The organism is Reyranella sp., from assembly GCF_050185545.1.
GTDB lineage: Bacteria > Pseudomonadota > Alphaproteobacteria > Reyranellales > Reyranellaceae > Reyranella.
Genome location: NZ_JBFWZI010000315.1, coordinates 1 through 5,316, shown reverse-complemented (window position 1 = coordinate 5,316; position 5,316 = coordinate 1). Strand labels below are relative to the sequence as shown.

At 68.6% G+C, this 5,316-nt stretch carries 7 protein-coding genes; 5 read left to right on the top strand and 2 right to left on the bottom strand.

Annotated features, from left to right (window positions below; all coding sequences use genetic code 11):
• The 3 genes from AB7O82_RS37090 to solA all read left to right on the top strand — a co-directional run.
• Window positions 1-903, top strand: a 903-nt coding sequence (locus tag AB7O82_RS37090; RefSeq protein WP_428621793.1) for an MFS transporter, incomplete at its 5' end; no start/stop codon positions are given.
• Window positions 904-944: 41 nt separating this feature from the next.
• Window positions 945-1,322, top strand: coding sequence for a rhodanese-like domain-containing protein (locus tag AB7O82_RS37085; protein ID WP_428556121.1), 378 nt, complete (start codon window positions 945-947; stop codon window positions 1,320-1,322).
• A gap of 19 nt (window positions 1,323-1,341) precedes the next feature.
• Complete coding sequence (gene solA / locus AB7O82_RS37080; protein ID WP_428556124.1) at window positions 1,342-2,520, top strand: N-methyl-L-tryptophan oxidase; 1,179 nt, start codon at window positions 1,342-1,344, stop codon at window positions 2,518-2,520.
• Here solA and AB7O82_RS37075 read toward each other — a convergent pair.
• On the bottom strand, window positions 2,492-2,890 hold the full coding sequence (locus AB7O82_RS37075) for a VOC family protein (protein WP_428556127.1): 399 nt from the start codon (window positions 2,888-2,890) through the stop codon (window positions 2,492-2,494). The genes solA and AB7O82_RS37075 overlap by 29 nt on opposite strands.
• A 216-nt stretch (window positions 2,891-3,106) precedes the next feature.
• Here AB7O82_RS37075 and AB7O82_RS37070 point away from each other — a divergent pair, with 216 nt between their 5' ends.
• Window positions 3,107-3,322 (top strand): type II toxin-antitoxin system HicB family antitoxin, encoded by a 216-nt coding sequence (locus AB7O82_RS37070; RefSeq protein ID WP_428621791.1) that lies wholly within the window; start codon window positions 3,107-3,109, stop codon window positions 3,320-3,322.
• On the top strand, window positions 3,319-3,543 hold the full coding sequence (locus AB7O82_RS37065; RefSeq protein ID WP_428621789.1) for a type II toxin-antitoxin system HicA family toxin: 225 nt from the start codon (window positions 3,319-3,321) through the stop codon (window positions 3,541-3,543). The genes AB7O82_RS37070 and AB7O82_RS37065 overlap by 4 nt, the downstream gene beginning before the upstream one ends.
• 85 nt (window positions 3,544-3,628) lie before the next feature.
• Here the strand turns inward: AB7O82_RS37065 and hutU are convergent, their stop codons facing one another.
• The gene (gene hutU / locus AB7O82_RS37060) at window positions 3,629-5,293 is read right to left on the bottom strand and encodes a urocanate hydratase (RefSeq protein WP_428621787.1); all 1,665 of its coding nucleotides are present in this window, start codon (window positions 5,291-5,293) and stop codon (window positions 3,629-3,631) included.
• Window positions 5,294-5,316: the final 23 nt, after the last annotated feature.

Genomic DNA, 5,316 nt, shown 5'->3' with positions numbered 1-5,316 from the left:
GCCCGGCTGGGCGAGCTCGAGGTCTGGCAGTTCGCCCTCGCCAGCCTGATCAACGGCTTCGGCTGGGTGACCGACAATCCGGTGCGCCGCGTCCTGATGGGCGAGAGCGTCGGGCGCGAACGCATGGCGTCAGCCGTGGCTTTCGACGTCGGCGGCCTGAACGCCAGCCGCATGGTCGGCCCGACGGTGGGCGGCCTGCTGCTGGTCGGCATCGGCATCGACGGCACGTTCCTGATGAACACCGTGATGTACCTCGCCGCCGTCGCGCTCACGCTCGCCGTGCGCACGCGCATGGCCGCCACGCCGGGCGCCGGCGCGGTGCTCGCCCGCATGCTCGAAGGCTTCGCCATCGTGTTCTCCGACCGGCGGCTCGCCGCCACCATGGTCGTGACGGTGATCTACAACGTGTTCGGCTGGCCCTTCATCAGCATGATCCCGGTGATCGGCCGCGACCAGCTCGGGCTCGGCCCGGAAGGCATCGGCATCCTGACCAGCATCGACGGCGTCGGCGCCTTCTTCGGCGCCCTCGCGCTGGCGTTCTGGCTGACCCAGCGCTGGCATGCGCCGGTTTATGTCGGCAGCGTGGCCGCCTACCAGCTCGGCCTGATCGCCTTCGCCCTGGCGCCCGAGCCGCTGACGGCCGGGCTGGCGCTCCTCCTGACGGGCGTTGCCGGCGCGGGCTTCGCCACCCTGCAGGCGACCATCGTTTATTTGGCCGCGCCGACCGAAATGCGCTCTCGCGTCCTGGGCGTCCTCTCGGTATGCATTGGCACCGGGCCGATCGGCTTCGTCTGGCTGGGCTGGCTGGCCGACCAGATCGGTGCGCCGGCGGCGACGGCGGTGACCGGGCTCATTGGTCTCGCGGCCCTTGCCGTGACGCGACCGATGTGGCGAACCATTTGACGCGTCGGCTACGCCGAGCCACGCAGAGGAGGAGAAGCACCATGAAGACCGTTCAATCGATGCTGGCCGAGGCCGAGGCGGCGGTGCCGCGCATCAGCCCGGAGGAAGCCAAGGCGCTGGTCGGCCGCGCCGACGTCCTGTTCCTCGACGTGCGCGAGCCGCCCGAGGTCGCCGCCTCGGGCAAGGTGCCCGGCGCGCTCGCCATCCCGCGCGGCCTGGTCGAGTTCCGCGCCGACCCGGCCTCGGCGATGCACGACAAGGCATTCGACCGCAGCAAGACCGTGGTCGCCTACTGTGCCTCCGGCGGGCGTTCGGCCCTGGTCGGCAAGACGCTGAAGGACATGGGCTACACCAATGTGCGCAACCTCGGCGGCTTCAAGGGCTGGGTGGATGCCGGCGGCAGCGTCGAAAAGAGCTGAGCCGATACACGGAGCCTGAATGTCCCCGACTTACGACGTCGCCGTGCTCGGCCTCGGTGCCATGGGCTCGGCGGCGGCCTGGCAGCTCGCCAGGCGCGGCGCGCGGGTGCTCGGTATCGATCGACATGCGCCGCCACACGAGTTCGGCTCGACGCACGGCGACACGCGCGTCACCCGCATCGCCTGCGGCGAGGGTCCCGAGTACTCGGCCTTCGTCCGGCGCTCGCACGAGATCTGGCGCGCGCTCGAAGCCGAGCTCGGCGTCGAGCTGCTGACCCAGAACGGCATGCTGGTGATCTCCGGCAAGGGCGAGCGGGCGCTGAGCCACGGCATCGATGCGTTCCTCGCCGCGACGGTGGATGCCGCCAGGCAGGCCGGCGTCGAGTACACCCTGCTCGACACCGCGGCGATGCGGGCCCGCTTTCCCGCCTTCAGGTTCTCCGACGGCGACGAGGGCTACCTCGATCGTGTCAGCGGCTTCGTCCGCCCGGAGCTCTGCATCGAGGTGCAGTTGCGCCGGGCCCGCGAGCTCGGCGCCGAGCTGCATGTGAACGAGACGGTGACATCCTTCCGGCAGAAGGACGGCCTGGTCAGCGTGACGACGGACAAGGGGACCTATCAGGCGAAACAGCTGATCGTGTCGGCCGGGCCATGGCTGCCGCAGCTGCTCGAGCCCGAGTTGGCCAGAACGTTCAAGATCACGCGCCAGGTCCTCTACTGGTTCCGCGCGCGCGACGCGGCGGCGCACGCCCGTTTCAGCCCCGACCGCTTTCCCGTCTACATCTGGCAGGTGCCGGCGCCGCAGGTGATCTACGGCTTCCCCGCGACCGGCGGCATCGACGAGGGCGTGAAGATCGCCAGCGAGCAGTACGAGCTCGAGACGACGCCTGAGACCGTCGACCGCACGGCGAGCAAGCAGGAAATCCGCGAGATGTACGAGACCTACGTCGGTCCGTTCCTGCCCGGCCTGTCGCCGGTCTGCATCAAGAGCAAGATCTGCCTCTACACCTGGGTCGACGGCGCGCGCTTCATCATCGACCGCCATCCGGAGCACGATCGCATCATCATCGCCTCGCCCTGCTCGGGGCACGGCTTCAAGCACTCAGCCGGCATCGGCGAGCTGCTCGCCCAGATGGCGCTGGGCGAGACGCACCGCGACATCTCGATGTTCAGGTTTGATACGCGAATTCGAGCTTGAGCCCGTCGGGGTCGGCGAAGAACACTGCGTAGTAGCCGGCGCCGTAGTGCGGATAGTCGGCCGGCGCGTCGAGGATGGTGGCGTCGATGGCGCGCAGCAGATCGTGCAGGCGGTCGACATCGGCCCGGCTCTCGGCGCGCCAGGCGAAGTGATGAAGCCCGTTCGTGTAGCGATCATGGGCCCGCGCCGAGCGTGCGGGTTTGATGCCGATCGAGTTGGTGCCCGCCGGCGTCGGCAGATCCCAGTCGATGCCGTCCGCTTCGGCGCGCACGCGCCGATAGCCCATGAAACCCAGGATCGCCTCGTAGAAGGGCGCAGAGACGGCAAGGTCGCCGACCGTCAGGTCGAGATGGTGCATCGATCCGCGCATCGTCCAACTCCTTGCAGCATCTGCTGACCATCGATGATTATCGTGGCGCAAGCGGGATGGCGCTATCGGTCCATGCCTTAGCGGCAGAGTGCGCCCGGCGGGTGCGCTCGAGCTGCGCGGCGAGCGCTTCCGGCTGCCGGCCGGACGGCGGTGGCTCGGGGCGATCTGGCGAACCGCCAAACCGACGACTATACTTTGCCCATGACGGACAAACCGATGACGACGCGCGAGTTCAATGTCGTGGTGGAACGTGACGAGGCAGGCTGGTATGTCGCCAGCGTGCCGGCTTTGCCAGGATGCCATACTCAGGCGCGGTCGCTCGACGAGCTGATGTCCCGGGTCCGCGAGGCAATCGAGGCATATCTCGAGGCGGGTGATGCACCCGCGCCCCTGGAATTCGTCGGCGTTCAACGCGTCTCAGTAGCGGCGTGACCCGTTACTCGCCGATTTCAGGGCGGGACTTGGTAGCTGCCCTGGGGCGTGGCGGCTTCGGGATCGTCCGAGTGAGAGGCAGTCACTATGTGCTTCGGCACCAAGATGGTCGAATGACCGTCGTGCCCGTGCATGGGCGAGAAGAAATCGGGCCTGGACTGCTGACGAAGATCCTGCGGGACTGCCAATTGACGCGGGATGAGCTTCAGGAGTTGCTTTGAGCGGAAGATCCCTCGCTGCGCCCGAACGCAGCAAGGGATACTTGGACTGGTGGTCGACCTGACTGACCAGGTGCCGCTGATCATCTCAGAAAAGCCCCGGCAGATTCAGCCCCTTCTCCCGGGCGCAGGCGATGGCGTCCTCGTAGCCGGCGTCGGCGTGGCGCATGACGCCGGTCGCCGGGTCGTTCCACAGCACGCGCTCGATCCGCCGGGCGGCCTCCGGCGTGCCGTCGCAGACGATCACCATGCCGGCGTGCTGGGAGAAGCCCATGCCGACGCCGCCGCCATGGTGCAGCGACACCCACGTTGCCCCTGAGGCGCAGTTGAGCAGCGCGTTCAGCATCGGCCAGTCGGACACGGCATCGGAGCCGTCGCGCATGGCCTCGGTCTCGCGGTTGGGGCTGGCGACCGAACCCGAGTCGAGATGGTCGCGGCCGATCACGACCGGCGCCTTGAGCTCGCCCTTTGCCACCATCTCGTTGAAGGCGAGTCCCAGGCGATGGCGGTCTCCCAGCCCGACCCAGCAGATGCGCGCCGGCAGGCCCTGGAACCTGATGCGCGTCCTCGCCATGTCGAGCCAGGTGTGGAGATGGCTGTTGCCCGGCATCAGCTCCTTCACCTTGGCGTCGGTCCGGTAGATGTCCTCCGGATCGCCCGACAGCGCGGCCCAGCGGAACGGCCCGATGCCGCGGCAGAACAGCGGGCGGATGTAGGCCGGCACGAATCCCGGAAAGCTGAACGCGTCGGCGACGCCTTCCTCGAGCGCCATCTGGCGCAAATTGTTGCCGTAGTCGACGGTCGGCACGCCGAGCTTGTGGAACTCGAGCATGGCGCGCACGTGGCCCGCCATCGACTGCTTCGCCGCCTTGGCGACGCCGGCCGGGTCGCTGGTGCGCCGCGTCTCCCAGTCGGCGAGCTTCCAGCCGCGCGGCAGGTAGCCGTTGACCGGATCGTGCGCCGAGGTCTGGTCGGTGAGGCAATCCGGCCGCACGCCGCGACGCAGCAGCTCGGGCAGCACGTCGGCGGCATTGCCGAGCAGCCCCACCGACACCGCCTTCCTCTCGGCCGTTGCCTTGCCGATGATCGCGAGCGCGTCGTCGAGATCCCGGGCCTGGACGTCGAGATAGCCGGTGCGCAGGCGGAACTCGATGCTGCTCGGGCGGCATTCGACGGCGAGGCACGAGGCGCCGGCCATGGTCGCCGCCAGCGGCTGCGCGCCACCCATGCCGCCCAGCCCCGCCGTCAGGATCCAGCGTCCGGCGAGGCTTCCGCCGTAATGTTGGCGCGCCATCTCGACGAAGGTCTCGTAGGTGCCCTGCACGATGCCCTGGCTGCCGATGTAGATCCACGAGCCGGCGGTCATCTGACCGAACATCATCAGGCCCTTGCGATCGAGCTCGTTGAAATGCTCCCAGGTCGCCCAGCGCGGCACCAGGTTGGAGTTGGCGATCAGCACGCGCGGCGCGTCGGCATGGGTGCGGAACACGCCGACCGGCTTGCCCGACTGCACCAGCAGGGTCTCGTCGGCCTCGAGCCGCTGCAGCGCCGCGACGATCCGGTCGAAGCATTCCCAGTCGCGCGCCGCGCGGCCGATGCCGCCATAGACCACCAGCTCGCCCGGCTTTTCCGCGACATCAGGGTCGAGGTTGTTCATCAGCATGCGCATCGGCGCTTCGGTGAGCCAGCTTTTGGCGGAGAGCGACGTGCCATGGGGAGCGCGGACGACGCGGGCGTTGTCGATGCGGGTCATGCGACTCCTCTTCGATCGAGCGT